Genomic DNA, 14,458 nt, shown 5'->3' with positions numbered 1-14,458 from the left:
CCCGAGGAGACACCCCACCACGGCACCGACCCCCACCACACACCAACCCCACACGACCACCAGCCGAAACCAACAACCACGCGGCGCCAGCCGCGAACGCACCGCCACCACACACCGCGCCGAAGCCACCCACCCGCACCCGAACACGGCGCCAAGCCACACAACGCCGCCCCCGCCACACAAGGGGCACAAAAATCAGCGCGGGACCCTACGGCAACCCCGTCACGGGCCAACCGTCCCGCGCAACCACCCCGTGAAGGGGCCACCCAAAAAACGCCAAACAGCACAGCGCAGCGGGAAGCGCCCTGGGAGGGTGCGGATCTCCCAGGGCTTCCCGGCTGCCCGGGTCAGGGGCCGGGGCCGGGCCCGGTCAGCGCGTCACCCCTCGAAGCGCGGACCGAGAGCCTTCGAGACCCGTTCCACGCCGACGCGGACGGAGGTGAACCAGTCCGCGTTCGTACCGAGGCACGAGACGTTGAAGTCACGCTCGATGGCGCGGCTTGCCCGCAGGAGCTTCGACGGTGAGGCCCCGGGCAGGGCGATCAGCTCGCTCCGGTACGCCAGTTGCTCGTCCGAGGCGGCGAGTTCCTCCTTCAGCCGCTCGCGCACCTTCTCTTCGATCTGTTCCTTGGTGACAACCGCAGCGGAGGTCATCGCGCTCCCCTTTCCCTCTCGCTTCGCCCGGAACGGGTGTGTGGCCGACGGACCGGCCGTCCCTCGCCCGCCCGGTGGCCCGCGCCTTTCCGCGAGCACACCCGTACCGTTGCCGTGCGCGTACGGACGCATACGACGCATGCCGCAGGAGAGGCGTGAAGGGTGTGAACGCACCCGGAGCGTGCCGCAACGCGCCGGGAACGCGCCGGGAGCCGTTCGGCGGGCCCGAAAAGGGGCGGGGGCCCGAGCGGCTGCGTACGGCTGTGCCTACGATCGGTAGCCATGCGTCTCCTCCTGATCCGCCACGGTGAGTCCGCGCACTCACAGCTCGACCTGGTCGCCGGCGAACGCGGGTGCCCCGGGCTGACCCCGCGCGGGCGCGAGCAGGCCCACGCGCTGCGGCACCGGCTGGCCGCCGAGGAGGAGCCCGCGGACGTGCTCCTGTCCAGCACGGTGCCCCGCGCACACGAGACGGCCCGCAGGCTGGCGCCCGCGCTGCCCTCGGCGACGGGCATCCGCTGTGTGCGCGCCCTGTCCGAGCCGGACCCGGGCGAGGGCGACGGGCTGACCAGGGAACGCTTCGCCGCGCGGTACGGCTCGCTCGACCCGCGGGCCGACCCCGACCGGCCGCTCTCGCCCGGCGGCGAGAGCTGGAACGCGTTCGTGGACCGGGTGCGCGGCACGCTGGCCGAGCTGCCGCGCCGGTACCAGGGCCGTAAGGTCGTCGCCGTCACCCACGCGGGGTTCATCGTGCGCGCTTTCCTGACGCTGCTCGCCGTCCCGCACCCCGGCACGGGCGCCCGCGCCCGCGTCGACCCTGGCTTCGCCTCCATCACGGAGTGGGACTACGACGAGTCGGCGGACCACTGGAGCCTGCTGCGCTTCAACGACACCGCGCACCTGGCGAACGGCCGCTGATCCCGCGTCGGCGACGTTGTCAGCGCGTACGGGCGCGGAACCAGGCCGTCGTCCAGGGCGGCAGTTCCGTCGCGCCGTCGTCCAACGGTGTGGAGGCCAGCAGGAGTTCCGCGTCGGGATCGGGCAGGGCCCGGGGCGCGTCGGACAGGTTGGCGACGCACTCCCAGCCGTCCGAGCGGCGGAAGTACAGCACGCCCTCGGCCGTCAGCGACTCGTCGCCCGCCCACGCCAGCGCCTCGTCGGCCACCAGTTCGCGCCGCAGCCGCAGCGCCTCGCGGTACAGCTCCAGGGGCGCGCCCGGGTCGCCCTCCTGGGCCTGGACCGACAGGCTGCCCCAGTCCTCGGGCTGCGGCAGCCAGGAGCCGCCTTCGCCGAACCCGGCCGAGGGGCCGCGGCGCGTCCACGGCAGGGGTACGCGGCAGCCGTCGCGCCCCTTGAGGCGGCCTCCGCTGCGGGCCCAGACCGGGTCCTGGAGGGCTTCGCGGGGCAGCACCGCGACCTCGGGCAGCCCCAGTTCCTCGCCCTGGTAGAGGTAGCTGGAGCCGGGCAGCGCGAGCATCAGCAGCGTCGCCGCCAGCGCCCGGCGCAGCCCCGCGGCACGGTCGGCGGCGGGCTCGGTGCCGTCGGAGAGCAGCCATGCCTCGGGGTCGGTGCCCTCGGGCAGCGCGTAGCGGGAGGCGTGCCGGATCACGTCGTGGTTGGAGAGCACCCAGGTCGCGGTGGCTCCGGCGGTGCGTGCCTCGGCGAGCGCGGTGTCGATGGTGGCGCGCAGGGCCGGGGCTTGGAGCGGGGCGGCGAGGAAGTCGAAGTTGAACGCCTGGCCCAGTTCCCGCGCCGTCGCGTATGCGGTGCGGCGGGAGTTGCGCACCCACGCCTCGGCGACGGCGACGCGCGGCGGGTCGTACTCGTTGAAGACCTTCCGCCAGCCCCGGAAGATCTCGTGCACCTCGTCCCGGTCCCAGAACGGGTGGCTGCCGTCCTCCGGGAGGTCGTCGGGTTCGTAGCTCTCCACGGTGCCGATGTCGCGCAGCGGTTCGGCCAGGTCCTTGGCGAGGCCGTGCGCGACGTCGACGCGGAAGCCGTCCACGCCTCGGTCCGCCCAGAACCGCAGCACGCGCCGGAACTCCTCGCGGACCTCGGGGTTGTCCCAGTTGAAGTCGGGCTGCTCGGGGGCGAAGAGGTGGAGGTACCACCAGCCGTCGGGGAGCCGGGTCCAGGCGGGGCCGCCGAAGCAGGAGATCCAGTCGGTGGGCGGGAGTTCGCCGTGCGCGCCCTTGCCCTCGCGGAAGATGTAGCGCTCGCGCGCCGCCGAGCCGGGTGCGGCGCGCAGGGCCTCCTGGAACCAGGTGTGCTGGTCGGAGGAGTGGTTGGGGACGATGTCGACCATGACCTTGAGGCCGAGGCGGTGGGCCCTGCCGATCAGGAGGTCGAAGTCGTCGAGGGTGCCGAGGCGGGGGTCGACGTCGCGGTAGTCCGCCACGTCGTAGCCGCCGTCGGCGAGCGGGGACGGGTAGAAGGGGCTGAGCCAGACGGCGTCCACGCCGAGGTCCGCGAGGTAGGGGAGCCGGGAGACGAGGCCGGGGAGGTCGCCGAGGCCGTCGCCGTCGGAGTCGGCGAAGCTGCGCGGATACACCTGGTAGACGACGGCCTGCCGCCACCAGTCCGCGCCCTTGCCCGCGCGGGCTCCCGGCCCGTGGAAGGTGGGGGCGGGAGTGGGAGCAGCGGTGCGGGTGAGGGTGGGAACGGGGGCGGTCGGGGGGCCGTGGCGTCGAGGGTTGGTCACGGTGGGGCCTCTCCGGTGCGGTGCGGTGCGGTGCGGGTGCTTCGTGGAGGGGGTGCGCTGACGGCTCCGGTGCCGCTCGGGGAGGGTGCCGCTCCGGGTGTCCCCACCGGTACGTCACCGACTCGCGGAAGGGCGGTAGTGGCGGCGTTTGCAGGGCGCGGCGGGCTCGACGGGGCAGGGGCCATGGGCGGCGCGGTGGGGCGACTGGCAGCGCTGCCACCAGGCTTCCCGCGTCGGCGTCCAGCCATGTCCGGCATGTCCAGTCGGCCACGACGGCGGGGCCGCTGGATCCGACGCCCGGCGCCCGCACCGGCTCCCGCACCGGCTCCGGCCAGGGGGCGGAAGGGTGCGTCCGGGGGCGCGGGCGGGCGCCGTCAGGCGCTCTGCGCGCGCAGGTCGCGGTCCACGGCGCGCAGCAGGGTCAGGAGCATCCCGTTGAGCGGGGTGGGGATGCCGTGGCGCTCTCCGGCGCGGACGACGGGGCCCGTGATGTGCTCGTGTTCGAGGGGGCGGCCCGCGAGCCGGTCGTAGAGCATGGAGGTGCCGCCGTCGGCCGGGACCCGCTCGTACATGGCAAGGGTGCGGCGCACGTCCTCCTCGCCGATGTCCGCGCCCTCCGCGCGGCCGACCTCGGCCGCCTCGCGCAGGATGTCCTCGGCGAGCTGATGCATCCCGGGCTCGCCGAGGACGCGGATGCGCTGCTGGAGCAGGGCGGTGACGGGGTTGGCCGCGAGGTTGGTGAACAGCTTGCGCCAGATCGCCGTGGTGAAGTCGGTGACGGGCCTGACCTCGATCCCGCTGTCCGCGAGCAGGGCGCACAGCCCATCGGCCGACGCGCCGGCCGGGACGTGGAGTTCGTTGGCGGCGTGGTGCACGATACGGCCCGGCGCGACGCGTTCCGTCGACATGTAGGCGAGCCCGGGCAGCACGTCGGCGCCGGGCGGCAGCAGCGGGGAGACACGTGCGGCGTGGTCGACGCCGTTCTGGACGACGACGACCGTGGTGCCGGGCCCCGACAGCTGACGCAGCCAGTCGGCCGCGCCCTCGGTGTCCTGCGCCTTGGTGGTGAGGAACAGCCACTCGACGGGGCGCTGTTCCTCGGGGCGCGTGGCGAACGTCAGTGCCGGGCGCAGCACTTGGCCGCCGGTGTGCACCGTCAGCTCGTCCAGGGGAGCGCGCAGGCAGAGGGTGACGTCGTGGCCCGCCTCGTGCAGGAGCGCGGCGACGAGGCCGCCTATGCCGCCGCCTCCGATCACCGCCGTACGCGCCGGAGTGGTGGTGGGTGCAGGGTTCATGCATCGCATCGTAGGACGCTCGCGACGGCTCTCCACGGCCACGGGGCCCGCCTTTCCGTGCGGCTCACGTGGCGGCTCACGCGCGGTGTGTCACGTGGCCGCCCGTCATGGTCAGGTGGACGGGTGCTTCGGCGAGTTCGTCGGGCGGGCAGGTGACCGGGTCGAGGGCGAGGGCCGTGAGGTCGGCGCGGCAGCCGGGCGCCACCCGGCCCGCGCGTGCCTCCTCGCCCGCCGCGAGCGCGGCGTGCGAGGTGCAGCCCTCCAGCGCCATGAGCCCGGTCAGCGCCTGCTCGGGCCCCACGGGCGGGGTGTCCTGCTCGCCCGGCAGCCGACGCAGCCGGGCCGCGGCCATCACCCGGCGCGGGTCGTAGTGCGCGATCGGCCAGTCGGAGCCGAGCGCCAGGACGGCGCCGCTGTCGCGCAGATCGCGGCAGCGCCAGGCCCGCGCCGCGCGTTCGGCGCCGATCCGCCGCGACCACTCGTCGGTGTGGTCGGCGCGGGTGTACGCGGTGTGCGTCGGCTGCATCGACGCGGCGACACCGAGCGGCGCGAAGCGGGCGATCTGGTCGGTGGGCAGCGTCTCGATGTGCTCGATACGGTGCCGCCCGCGCTGTCCCTCGCCGAGCCCGGCGACCGTGTCCAGCACATGCCGTACCGCCGCGTCGCCGATGGCGTGCGTCGCGGTCGGCACGTTCGCGCGGGCCAGGCGGCGCAGCGCGCGGGCGTAGTCGCGCGGGTCGGGCCAGAACGCGTCGGTGCCCTGGCCGTGGCAGTCGGCGTGCTCCAGCCACGCGGTGCCGCCCTCGACGGTGCCGTCCATGAAGAACTTGACGCCCTCGATCCGCCAGTGCCGCCCGCCCCTGCCCTGGAGTGCGACGAGGTGGTCGAGTGCTTCGGCGCCGTCGCCCGGCATGCACCAGGGCGCGATGCGCAGCCGCACCGGCAGCACACCGTCGCCCTCGTGCCCGTCACCCTCGTGCCCGTCACCGTCGCCGTTCCCCTCCTCGATGCCGGAGAGCAGCGCGGGCACGTCCTCCTGAAGGTCCATCACATGGGCGCCCGTCAGCCCGGCGGCTGCCATCTCGCGCAGGGACGTGACCAGTGCGGCCCTGCGCTGCTCGGGGGTCGGGCGCGGCAGCACGGGCCGGAGCAGTTCCATGGCCGCGTGCTCGACGAGGTGGCCCGTCGGGCGTCCTTCGGCGTCGCAGACGACGGAGGCGCGCTGGTCGAAGTCGCGGGGCCCGTCGATGCCGGCGGCCTCCAGGGCGGGGCCGTTGACCAGGGCCGAGTGGCCGTCGTAGAGGCGGATGAAGGCGGGCGCGCCGCCGAGCGCGTCCTCGACGAGGTCGCGGTGCACGGGGCGCCCGCCGAACGCGTTGTGGTCCAGGCCCCACGCCCGCACCCACGCACCGGGGCGCGCGGCGCGGGCCACGTCCGCGAGCGCCGCGCGCAGCGACGGCAGGTCGCGGCAGCCGGACAGATCGGCGCCCGTGGCCATCTCGACGCCCCAGACCGGGTGGCTGTGGCTGTCCACGAGGCCGGGGACGAGGGTGGCGCCCGCGAGGTCGAGCACGGTGGTGTGCGGGCCGCGCCAGTCCCGTACGTCGTGTGCATCGCCCACGGCGGCGATCCGCCCGTCCTTGACGGCGACGGCGCTCGCCCAGGGCCGCTCCGGGTCGAGCGTGCGGACGCGGGCTCCGGTGAGGACGGTGTCGGCGGCGGACTCCCGGTGTGCGGGTGCGGGCACGGGGTTTCTCCTTGTGTGGGGGGTGGGGGGGCGTGGGGGGGCGGGCGCCCGGTGCTCAACTGTTGGGCGGGGCCTCGTCCGGGAAGATCTTGGTGGTGATGTCACCGTCCTCCGTGAGATACCCGTGCAGCATGCCGGGGCTGCTGTGCGGTGCGTCGAACTCGCCGTCGCGGTCCAGCGCGATCACTCCGCCCTCGCCGCCCAGTTTCGGCAGCCGCTCGATGAGCACCTCGTAGGCGGCAGGGGCCAGGTCCTCGTCGCCGAACTCCATCAGATGGGAGATGGCCGAGGTCGCGGCGCCCCGGATGAAGACCTCGCCCGCGCCGGTGGCGCTGGCCGCGACCGTACGGTTGTCGGCGTACGTACCGGCGCCGACGACGGGTGAGTCGCCGACCCGGCCCGCCATCTTGTTCGTCAGCCCGCCGGTCGAGGTCGCGGCTGCCATGTCCCGCTCGCCGTCCACGGCGACGGCGCCGACGGTGCCCTTGGTCGCTGACCCGCCGTCCGTACCCTCCGCTCCCCGCCCGTTCTTCTTCTCGGCCGCCTTGGCCTTCATCAGCTCGTCCCAGCGCTTCTGCGTCCAGTAGTAGTCCTGGGTGACCGTCGGCAGGCCGTTGCGGGCCGCGAAGTCGTCGGCGCCCTCCCCCGCGAGCATCACGTGCTTGGTCTTCTCCATGACCAGCCGGGCCGCCGAGATCGGGTTGCGCACATGCCGTACGCCCGCGACCGCGCCCGCCGCCAGGTCGGAGCCGCGCATGACGGAGGCGTCGAGTTCGTGGCCCGCGTCCTCGTTGAAGACGGCGCCCTTGCCCGCGTTGAACAGAGGGTTGTCCTCCAGTTCGCGTACGGCGGCCTCCACGGCGCGCACACTGTCGCCGCCGCGCCGCAGCACCTTCTGGCCCGCGTGCAGCGCTTCGGTCAGCCCGTCGCGGTACGCCTTCTCCTGCGCGGGGGTCGTCTCGTCCCTGTCCAGTGCCGTTCCGGCGCCGCCGTGCACGGCGAGGACGACGTCGTGCGCGTCGGGCTCGGCCTTGCCCGGACGCTTCGCCGGGGTCCTCGGGTTCGCCGGGTTCGCCGGCCCTTCGTGCGCTGCGGGGTCGGCCGCGGTCGTGGTGGTGGCGGCCCGCTCGGGGCCCTGCCCGCCGGACTGGGGCACGACGATCAGCGCCGCCGTGAGCGTCGTCGAAACGGCCAGCGCCGGGAGCAGCCAGGAACGGGGACGTACACGCATGAGCCCTCCTCGTCATGAGGGCTCGGCAGCCCTCCGGGGACCTCGAACGCGAGCACCCTACTGCCGACGCTCCCTCAGCACACCAGGGCAACTCCGGCCCCGTGGCGGCCGGCCGGGCGCACCCGCCACGTGCGCTCCCCGCGTGGCCGTGGCCGTGGCCCTCGGCCGGGTCAGTTCGGCGACCGCGGGTCCGTGACGACGTGCGCCGCGGCCCCGTCCGCGCCCGCGTCCTCGACCCCGGGGCCGCCGATGGCGACGCCGGTCCACGAGAGCGCCCGCCACTCCTTGCCGGGCTCGCCCTCCAGGACGACCACACCGGTGTTGCTCAGCGGGTGCTCGGCGGCGAACGCTACGTCCACGTTCCAGGCACGGGCCGCGGTCCACATGCGGATGGCCGCGCCGTGGCTGACGAGCGCCGCCGTCCCCGTTCCGGAGGCGGCGACGGCCGCCTCCTCCACCACCTCGTCGAAACGCCCCAGCGCCTCGGCGCCGCTCTCCCCGCCCGGCATCCGCAGCTCCGTGTCCCCCGCCGACCAGGCGAAGGCGGTGGTGAGATACGCCTCGATCGCCTCCTCGTCGTTGCGCATCTCCAGCTCGCCCGCCGCTAGCTCCCTGATCCCGTCCCTGACGACGGGCGTCAGGCCGCGTTCCGCCGCGAGCGGCGCGGCCGTGAGCTGAGTGCGGGTGAGCGTGGAGACGTACAGGGCCCCGATGTCCTCGGCGGCGAGGGCGGCCGGGAGCGCCGCCGCCTGCCGCTCGCCGAGCCCGGTGAGGCCGGGGCCCGGCGCGGCGGTGTCGAGGGAGTGGGAGAGGTTCGAGGTGGTCTGGCCGTGTCGGATCAGCAGCAGGCGCATGGTGCGGGTGGGGCTCCGGTCTCGTGGGGGGTGGCGGACAGCGGGTCCAGGGTGTGGGAGCCGCGCGCGGGTGCGACGCCACACGTGACGCTCTGCCGACGGTAATCCCACGTCGCCGCCGACGCCCGGCCGGGGGCGCCCTGACCTGCGCGGCGGGTCCTGCCCCTCCCCCGGCACAAGGACCCGCTGGGCCCACCGGAAGCGCGCCGCCGCGCCGCCCCGGAGCCCCCGCACCCCGGGCCCGCCCGGCCGTCAGCCCCGGCGTCGCGTGACGCGCCCGGCCAGGGCGTGCGACGCCACCGTGACGAGCCCCGCCATGGCGAGCCCGCCCATCGCCTCGCGCACGCGGGTGGCCCTCAGCACCCCGGCGCGCCGGAGCCTGCCGCGCGCCCAGAGTGTGAAGGGGAGCACCACCAGCGGGGTGGTCGCCGCCCCCGGCGGGTATCCCCGTACCGCTGCGGCCTGCGCGAGATGGACGGCTCCGTGGAGGCCGAACCCGGTGAGCGTGGACTGGTAGAAGCCGGACCTGCCGCCCGTACGGTGTCCGTCGGCCGCCGCCGCGGCGACGACGAGGCCCACTCCGGTGACCGCCACCGCGAACTCCCGCGCGTCGACGCCCTCCAGCGCGCGCCACACCCGGTCCGGCACCCGCGGCAGGCGCTCGCGCAGTTCGGGCAGCCGGGCCGCGAGCCGGCGCGGGCCCGTCGCGACCTCCTCGGCGTCGTGCGCCGCCCACGCGGCGAACAGCCCGAGAGTGACCCCCGCACCGACGCCTCCGACGGTGTCTCCGTTCCTGGATGTCCCCATGAACGCGCAGTCTGGCACGGCCAGTTGACGTACCCGGGGGACGGCCTTCCGGCCCGGCCACTCTGGACCCGCTGGGCATGGTCATGGCCAACAGGGGTAACGCGTGGCATGGAACGCCGACACCGACACCGGGGGTGCCTGATGGCTCGCACGGTCCTGAACGGCAAGGCGACCATGGCCTCCGGAGGCCCGCCCGAGGAGCACGGGGCCGGGGCCAGAGCCAGGAACGGAGCCAGGGCCGGAGCTGGAGCTGGGCGGCGCGGCGGGGCGCCCCTCCTGGTGCGGGTGCTGGCGATACTGGTGGCGTTCGCCGGGATGGTGGCCTTCGCCGTCGTCCTGTCGCGGCTGACGCTGGAGCCCTCGGCCGCCTCCGAACGGTTCACGCACAGCAACCTCCGCCCCGGCGACTCGATACGCGCCTATCTGGACCAGCCCGCCTTCCGCGACACGGTCAAGCAACTGGGCGGCAACATCCTGCTGGGCGTGCCGTTCGGGCTCCTGCTCCCGGTACTGCTGCCGCGCGCACGGGGTCTGCTGCGGGTGACGCTGGCCACGGGGCTGGTGATGCTCGCGGTGGAGCTGGTCCAGGGCACGCTGGTCACCGGACGCGCCTTCGACATCGACGACGTGCTGCTCAACAGCGCGGGTGCCGTGCTCGGCTATCTGCTGCTGGGGCGCAGGCTGGGGCGTGCGCTGCACCCGCCGCGCCGCCACTGGTGGAACCGCCGCACGCGGTCCGACGGGAGGACGAAGGCCGCCAGGCCCGTGAAGGCTGGCAAGGCGGGCAGGACGGGCAGGGCCACGGGGAGGCTTTCGCGGCTCCCCGGGTTCTCGCGGTCCGCCAAGTAGCGCGCACCACAGCACCTCTCCGCAGAGCCGTACAGAGCCGTACGAGGAAGGGCCGGGTCGACGGGACACGTCACGCCCGGCCGTCACAGGGGCCCGCGAGAGCGGCACCGCGCACCGCACAGCGCGCGCACTGTCCGGGCCCGAAGGAGCGAGGAGACAGCCATGGCCCCACAGGCACCGCCACCGTCGGTCAACGACCCGCAGGGCGTGGGCACCAGCACCGGCGGCGGCACCACCGGCACCACCGGCACCAGCGCCTCGGAAACGGGCGCCGTCCCCGGCGTCCCCGGCATCCCCGAGAACCGCCGCACCGGCACCAGCGGAGGCGGCGGCAACGCGGGAGGCGGCACGCTGCGCAAGTCCGGCGGCAGCGCGACGACCGTCCAGGAGAGCGCGCCCGGCGCGGACGCGCCGCCCGCGACCCGTGGACGGACGAGCATCGCGGACGGCGTCGTCGAGAAGATCGCCGGTATGGCGGCCCGCGAGGTGCCCGGCGTCCACACGCTCGGCGGCGGGCTGGCACGTCGGCTCGGCGCCGTACGCGAACGCGTCCCCGGAAGCCGCCCCGACGTGGCACAGGGCGTGAAGGTGGAGGTCGGCCAGCGGCAGACCGCGATCGACGTGGACATCGTCGTGGAGTACGGGGTGCCGATCGCCGACGTGGCGGCGGCGCTGCGCGAGAACGTGATCGCGGCCGTCGAGCGCATGACGGCGCTGGAGGTCGTCGAGGTCAACGTCTCGGTCATCGATGTCCGGCTGCCCGACGAGGAGGCGGAGGAAGAGACCGAGACCCGCGTGCGGTGACGGACGAACCCACCACCCCGCACGCGGACCCCGCTCCCCCGCCCGCGCATCCGCCGCCCGCGTCGACGTCCCCGCCCGTGCCCGCCGCCGCGCGTGGCGCGACCGTGGTCGCCGAACGGGTCGTCGGCCGCGTCGCCGCGCGCGCCGCCGAGGAGGCCGTCCAGCGGTGGGCGCGGGAGGACCGGGGGCCGCGAGGCCGGACGGACGGGGCGGACGAGGCGGACGGGACAGGCGCCAGGGGCCGCGCCGTCGTGCGGCGCGGCCGAGCCGTGGTCACCGTGCGCCTCGCCCTGCCCTATCCCGCCGACCTCGCCGCGCTCTGCGCCGCCGTACGGCGCCATGTCGCGGCGCGCACGGCCCTGTTGACCGGGATACCGGTCGCCTCGGTCCGGGTCCGCGTGGACCGCCTCGTCCCGGAGGAACGGTCGGCCCGACGGGTCCGCTGAACGGACGGCCGCCGGGTCCGGGCGGCCCCACAGGGCCAGGGGACACGCACGGGTCACCAGTCGGACCGGAACCAGCGCCGGACCGCCGCACCGTCGGACACCACCGTCAGAACACTCCGTCAGAGCACCGCGTCAGACCGCGCTGTCGCCCCGCGCCAGCGGGCCCCCGCTGAGCCACTGCGGCAGGGGCCGGTAGACGGTGAGGGCGCGGGCCTCCTTGTCGAGGAGCATGTCGCGGGGCGCGGGGGCCGTCTCGCCGTCGAAGGCGCAGATCGTGCCCTCGGAGATCCCCGTGATCCGCAGCCGTCGCCCGCGCGCGGCGGCGTGCACGGGCGAGCGGTGCAGCAGCCCCGTCAGCGCCGCCGCGACCAGCCGGGTGCGGGCCCAGTGCCCGCCGCGCACGACGTGGATGTCGAGCATGCCGTCGGACAGGTTGTAGCGCCTGACGGATCCCGTGGCGAAGCCGTTGTACGAGCAGTTGCCCACGAACAGCAGCCACAGTGAGCGCTTCCTGCCGTTCACCGTCGCCTCGAACGGGCGGGAGGTGCGCAGCACGTGCAGCGCCGCCACCACTCCGGCCGCCCAGGGGCCGATGCGGCCCGCCCAGCGCTCCCGTACCTCCACGAGTTCGCCGTACGAGCCCAGGCTGAAGGTGTTCAGGAAGTGCCCGGGCGTCTCGTCGCCCTCGGCGCTGCCGGGGCCCGGGCTGAAGCGGGCGAGGTCGACGGCGACGGCCTCGCCGTTCTCGACGGCGCGCGCCGCGTCGGCCGAGGCGTGGATGCCGAGGTCCTGCGCGAGATGGTTGTACGTGCCGCCCGGCAGCACCGCCAGCGGCACCCCGTGCTTCTGCGCGAGGCGGGCCGCCACGTTGACCGTGCCGTCGCCGCCGAACACGCCGAGCGCGCCACCGGACTCGGCCGCCTTCTGCGCCGTCTTGTCCAGCACCTCGGGCAGCGGTCCCGACTCCGGCTCCCACATCGTCAGCTCGGCCTCGGGCAGCGCGCCGCGCACCTCCTCCGCGAAGGCGGCGGAGCCGGAGCCGGGGTTGACGACGACGGACAGGCCGCTGCCTTCGGGCAGCGCGGGGGCCTCCACGAGCGGCTGCGCGGGCGGGATCTGCGGGCGGCGCGCGAGCACCGCCCGTACGGTGAACGCCGTCGCCGCGCCTATGGCGACGCCCGCGAGGACGTCGCTCGGGTAGTGCACGCCGGTGTAGACGCGCGAGAACGCGACGGAGGCCGCCACCGGCGCCACCGCCGCTCCCCAGCCCTTCGACTCCAGGGCCACGCCGGTCGCGAACGCCGCCGCCGAGGCGGAGTGGCCGGACGGGAAGGAGGTGGTGCGCGGCTGGCGCTGGAGCTGCCGTATGACGGGGACGGCGTCGAGGACGGGGCGGTTGCGGCGTACCGACCACTTGCCGACGGTGTTGACCACGGCCGAAGCGGCGGCCAGCGAGGCGAGTCCGCGCACCGCGCCGCGCCGGGCGCGCGGGCCCCCGATCCCGGAGACCACGATCCCGGCGGCGACGCCCATCCACAGCTTGCTGTGGTCGGCGCTGCGGCTCAGCCGTGGCAGCACGCCCTCGGCCTTCGGCCAGTCGCGGGTGGCGACGGCGCGGAAGGCGGCCTTGTCCCATGTGCTCGGTCGTCCTGGCATACGGCTGGCCCTACCCGCCATCGGCGTTTCCTCACGTGTCGTCGGTGGTCCCGGCAGTGCCGTTGGTCACGGCGGCTCGGTTGGTCACGGCGGCTCCGCCGGTAACGGCAGCCCTGGTGGCCACGGTGGTTTCCCTGGTCCGCCCGTCCCGCTCACTCCATCATCCGGCGCCCCGGCGACCGCCTGCGGGTCTCCTCTTCGGCCACCCCGATCCAGGCCGAGTACGGACCGTCGCCGCGCGGCGGACGCCGCCCGGCACGGTCCGGCTCAGCCGGGCTCGGGAAGGCCGAAGAGGGCCGCGTGGCCCGGCGGGAGCCAGTCCAGAATGCGGCGGATGAGCTTGTCGTCCGCTCTCTCCGCGATGACGGAGAGCACGGCGTCCGCGTCTCTGCGGGCGGTCTCGGGGCTGCCGCCGTGCCGGGTGCCGACCTTGTCCAGGAAGACCTGGAACGTCAGCGGCTCGCTCCCCGGCGGCGGCCCCTTCATCGCTCCCGGGGCCGTCGAGGACGGCCGGGGCGGGGCGGACGGGGCAGGGGTGAGCAGGGGTGCGCAAAGTTGCGGGAGAAATGTGGCGAGCCGCGCGCGGTCCTCGTCCACGAGGTGCGCGCCGAGGGTTTCGAGCACGGCCTGCGTGGCGCCGGCCGCCTCCTGAAGGGTCCGGTAGTTCCCCCGTTCGCGAATCTGCTCCAGCAACGCCTCCAAGCTCATATCCATGGGCGCTCCTTGTGGTGACGGTCTCGGGCATTCTGCCCATCGGTCCGAGGTCTCAAGACGCGACACGCTAACCCGGACCGTCCGCGAAAGCCTCCGGCGGGGAGGGGCGGGGCACTTCCGCGGCGGTCCGTAGGGCACGATGGCGTTAGCTGACGGCATGTACGGGCATGCGCCCCAGGGACGCACCGCAAAGGATCGTCGTCCATCGAGTGGAGTGAGAAGCATGCACGCCCCGGAGACCACAGCACAGCGTGGGACCGGACCTCGTCCTGTGCCCGGCCGCCCTGGCACGGCGGCGCAGGCCCGTGATCTCGCACGCGACTTCCTGCACGCGCTCTCCCCGCAGCCGACCCCGGAAACCACGGACACCGTGCTGCTCGTCGTCTCGGAACTCGTCACCAACGCGCTCCGGCACGCCGGAGGAATCACGTCCCTGAAGCTGTACGCGGGCAAGGGGACGGTCGATGTCGTCGTACGCGACCCCTCGGCCACTCCCCCGCACGAGCGGCCCGCCGATCTGAAGGGGGCCTCGGGCGGTTTCGGCTGGCCGCTGGTCCGTCATCTGGCGGCCGAGGTGGCCGTGAACCTCGCGCCGCCGGGCGGCGGCAAGAGCATCCGCGCGACGCTGGCCCGCTGACCACCGCGCCCCGCGTGGCGGGCGCATGCGAACGGCCGGTGTGGTGGCCGCGTACCGGTCGGG

14 protein-coding genes are annotated in these 14,458 nt (G+C 74.9%); 5 read left to right on the top strand and 9 right to left on the bottom strand.

Features of this window, described 5'->3' with window-relative positions:
* Nucleotides 1-378: 378 nt before the first annotated feature.
* A complete protein-coding gene (locus ACWGJ2_RS38915) occupies nt 379-654 on the bottom strand; it encodes a hypothetical protein (RefSeq protein ID WP_453351129.1) in 276 nt (91 codons plus the stop codon).
* 282 nt (nt 655-936) lie between these two features.
* Here ACWGJ2_RS38915 and ACWGJ2_RS38910 point away from each other — a divergent pair, with 282 nt between their 5' ends.
* Nucleotides 937-1,572, top strand: a complete 636-nt coding sequence (locus ACWGJ2_RS38910; protein WP_453351128.1) for a histidine phosphatase family protein — start codon at nt 937-939, stop codon at nt 1,570-1,572.
* A 19-nt stretch (nt 1,573-1,591) separates the two neighbouring features.
* Here the strand turns inward: ACWGJ2_RS38910 and ACWGJ2_RS38905 are convergent, their stop codons facing one another.
* The 6 genes from ACWGJ2_RS38905 to ACWGJ2_RS38880 form a co-directional block, all read right to left on the bottom strand.
* On the bottom strand, nt 1,592-3,355 hold the full coding sequence (locus tag ACWGJ2_RS38905; RefSeq protein ID WP_453351127.1) for a glycoside hydrolase family 13 protein: 1,764 nt from the start codon (nt 3,353-3,355) through the stop codon (nt 1,592-1,594).
* Between the two features lie 374 nt (nt 3,356-3,729).
* The gene (locus ACWGJ2_RS38900) at nt 3,730-4,650 is read right to left on the bottom strand and encodes a 2-dehydropantoate 2-reductase (RefSeq protein WP_453351126.1); all 921 of its coding nucleotides are present in this window, start codon (nt 4,648-4,650) and stop codon (nt 3,730-3,732) included.
* Between the two features lie 76 nt (nt 4,651-4,726).
* On the bottom strand, nt 4,727-6,397 hold the full coding sequence (locus ACWGJ2_RS38895; protein ID WP_453351125.1) for an amidohydrolase: 1,671 nt from the start codon (nt 6,395-6,397) through the stop codon (nt 4,727-4,729).
* A gap of 55 nt (nt 6,398-6,452) precedes the next feature.
* Nucleotides 6,453-7,628 carry an isoaspartyl peptidase/L-asparaginase family protein gene (locus ACWGJ2_RS38890; protein ID WP_453351124.1) on the bottom strand — a complete coding sequence of 392 codons (1,176 nt, stop codon included), beginning with the start codon at nt 7,626-7,628 and terminating at the stop codon, nt 6,453-6,455.
* Between the two features lie 170 nt (nt 7,629-7,798).
* On the bottom strand, nt 7,799-8,482 hold the full coding sequence (locus tag ACWGJ2_RS38885) for a histidine phosphatase family protein (protein WP_453351123.1): 684 nt from the start codon (nt 8,480-8,482) through the stop codon (nt 7,799-7,801).
* 252 nt (nt 8,483-8,734) lie between these two features.
* The gene (locus ACWGJ2_RS38880) at nt 8,735-9,289 is read right to left on the bottom strand and encodes an HXXEE domain-containing protein (protein WP_453351122.1); all 555 of its coding nucleotides are present in this window, start codon (nt 9,287-9,289) and stop codon (nt 8,735-8,737) included.
* A 141-nt stretch (nt 9,290-9,430) separates the two neighbouring features.
* On the opposite strand from ACWGJ2_RS38880, the gene ACWGJ2_RS38875 reads away from it, so the two are divergent.
* The 3 genes from ACWGJ2_RS38875 to ACWGJ2_RS38865 all read left to right on the top strand — a co-directional run bounded on the left by ACWGJ2_RS38875 (nt 9,431) and on the right by ACWGJ2_RS38865 (nt 11,388).
* Nucleotides 9,431-10,138, top strand: a complete 708-nt coding sequence (locus ACWGJ2_RS38875) for a VanZ family protein (protein ID WP_453351121.1) — start codon at nt 9,431-9,433, stop codon at nt 10,136-10,138.
* 162 nt (nt 10,139-10,300) lie between these two features.
* Complete coding sequence (locus ACWGJ2_RS38870; RefSeq protein ID WP_453351120.1) at nt 10,301-10,942, top strand: Asp23/Gls24 family envelope stress response protein; 642 nt, start codon at nt 10,301-10,303, stop codon at nt 10,940-10,942.
* Entirely contained in the window at nt 10,939-11,388 is a 450-nt protein-coding gene (locus ACWGJ2_RS38865; protein ID WP_453351119.1) for a hypothetical protein, read from the top strand. Before ACWGJ2_RS38870 ends, ACWGJ2_RS38865 begins: the two co-directional genes overlap by 4 nt.
* A gap of 132 nt (nt 11,389-11,520) precedes the next feature.
* Here the strand turns inward: ACWGJ2_RS38865 and ACWGJ2_RS38860 are convergent, their stop codons facing one another.
* Complete coding sequence (locus ACWGJ2_RS38860; RefSeq protein ID WP_453351118.1) at nt 11,521-13,044, bottom strand: phosphatase PAP2 family protein; 1,524 nt, start codon at nt 13,042-13,044, stop codon at nt 11,521-11,523.
* A 267-nt stretch (nt 13,045-13,311) separates the two neighbouring features.
* Nucleotides 13,312-13,758: a DUF2267 domain-containing protein gene (locus ACWGJ2_RS38855; protein ID WP_453351117.1), complete on the bottom strand. Its 447-nt coding sequence runs from the start codon at nt 13,756-13,758 to the stop codon at nt 13,312-13,314.
* Between the two features lie 223 nt (nt 13,759-13,981).
* On the opposite strand from ACWGJ2_RS38855, the gene ACWGJ2_RS38850 reads away from it, so the two are divergent.
* Nucleotides 13,982-14,395 carry an ATP-binding protein gene (locus ACWGJ2_RS38850; protein WP_453351116.1) on the top strand — a complete coding sequence of 138 codons (414 nt, stop codon included), beginning with the start codon at nt 13,982-13,984 and terminating at the stop codon, nt 14,393-14,395.
* Nucleotides 14,396-14,458 lie beyond the last annotated feature (63 nt).

Source organism: Streptomyces sp. NPDC054796 (genome assembly GCF_053611545.1).
This window is presented reverse-complemented; position numbering and strand designations above follow the sequence as displayed.

Bases quoted from the DNA above. Each gene is read 5' to 3' on its own strand.
- ACWGJ2_RS38915 (WP_453351129.1), bottom strand. From the start codon at position 654: ATGACCTCCGCTGCGGTTGTCACCAAGGAACAGATCGAAGAGAAGGTG.
- ACWGJ2_RS38910 (WP_453351128.1), top strand. From the start codon at position 937: ATGCGTCTCCTCCTGATCCGCCACGGTGAGTCCGCGCACTCACAGCTC.
- ACWGJ2_RS38900 (WP_453351126.1), bottom strand. From the start codon at position 4,650: ATGAACCCTGCACCCACCACCACTCCGGCGCGTACGGCGGTGATCGGA.
- ACWGJ2_RS38890 (WP_453351124.1), bottom strand. From the start codon at position 7,628: ATGCGTGTACGTCCCCGTTCCTGGCTGCTCCCGGCGCTGGCCGTTTCG.
- ACWGJ2_RS38885 (WP_453351123.1), bottom strand. From the start codon at position 8,482: ATGCGCCTGCTGCTGATCCGACACGGCCAGACCACCTCGAACCTCTCC.
- ACWGJ2_RS38880 (WP_453351122.1), bottom strand. From the start codon at position 9,289: ATGGGGACATCCAGGAACGGAGACACCGTCGGAGGCGTCGGTGCGGGG.
- ACWGJ2_RS38875 (WP_453351121.1), top strand. From the start codon at position 9,431: ATGGCTCGCACGGTCCTGAACGGCAAGGCGACCATGGCCTCCGGAGGC.
- ACWGJ2_RS38870 (WP_453351120.1), top strand. From the start codon at position 10,301: ATGGCCCCACAGGCACCGCCACCGTCGGTCAACGACCCGCAGGGCGTG.
- ACWGJ2_RS38860 (WP_453351118.1), bottom strand. From the start codon at position 13,044: ATGCCAGGACGACCGAGCACATGGGACAAGGCCGCCTTCCGCGCCGTC.
- ACWGJ2_RS38855 (WP_453351117.1), bottom strand. From the start codon at position 13,758: ATGGATATGAGCTTGGAGGCGTTGCTGGAGCAGATTCGCGAACGGGGG.
- ACWGJ2_RS38850 (WP_453351116.1), top strand. From the start codon at position 13,982: ATGCACGCCCCGGAGACCACAGCACAGCGTGGGACCGGACCTCGTCCT.